Origin of the sequence: Vibrio sp. 10N.286.46.A8 (assembly GCF_041470165.1) — a bacterium.
Classification (GTDB): Bacteria; Pseudomonadota; Gammaproteobacteria; order Enterobacterales; family Vibrionaceae; genus Vibrio; species Vibrio tasmaniensis_A.
Map to the genome: position 1 here is coordinate 1 of NZ_JBFRLX010000410.1, position 644 is coordinate 644.

Consider the following 644-nt stretch of genomic DNA (forward strand, 5'->3'; position numbering starts at 1 on the left):
AGGCTATACATCTTATTTCTTTGATCTTAAAGAGTTTCTTCATTATTTTCCAAAGTACTTTCGTTTCAGTTACTACTTTGGTGATGAAACGCATATAGAGCCAGTTCCAACGTTATTTAAAGCTCGTCCGATTGATGGGAACAATAGTAACTCTGTACTATTTAAATTAGATAAGCGTCGTCATTTCCGATTCGTGGATGATAGCTTAAGTTTTTCTGATAAAAAAAATATGGCCGTATTTCGTGGTGCTGTGACTCAACCACATAGAATTCGTTTTATGAAAACTCTGTATGGTCATCCACTGATGAATGCAGGTCAATCGAATACTTCAGAGCAAAACCCAGAGTGGCAACAACCATTTATGACAGTCGAAGAGCAGCTTCAATACAAATTCATTATTTGCCTTGAAGGGAACGATGTTGCATCAAACTTGAAGTGGGCAATGTCTTCAAACTCACTTGTCGTTACTCCAAAAATGAAATTTGAAACGTGGTTTATGGAAGGCACTCTGCAGCCAGGCATACATTATGTAGAGGTGAAGGATGACTGGTCGGATTTTGAGCAAAAAATTAAATACTATTTAGACAACCCTAAAGAGTCTGAACAGATGATCAAAAATGCGCATGAATACCTTGCTCCTTTCC

The 644-nt window shown here is 37.6% G+C and carries 1 protein-coding gene; it reads left to right on the forward strand.

Going from position 1 to position 644, the window contains the following annotated elements:
• Window positions 1-644, forward strand: a 644-nt coding sequence (locus tag AB4232_RS22740) for a glycosyl transferase family 90 (protein ID WP_372088127.1), incomplete at both ends; no start/stop codon positions are given.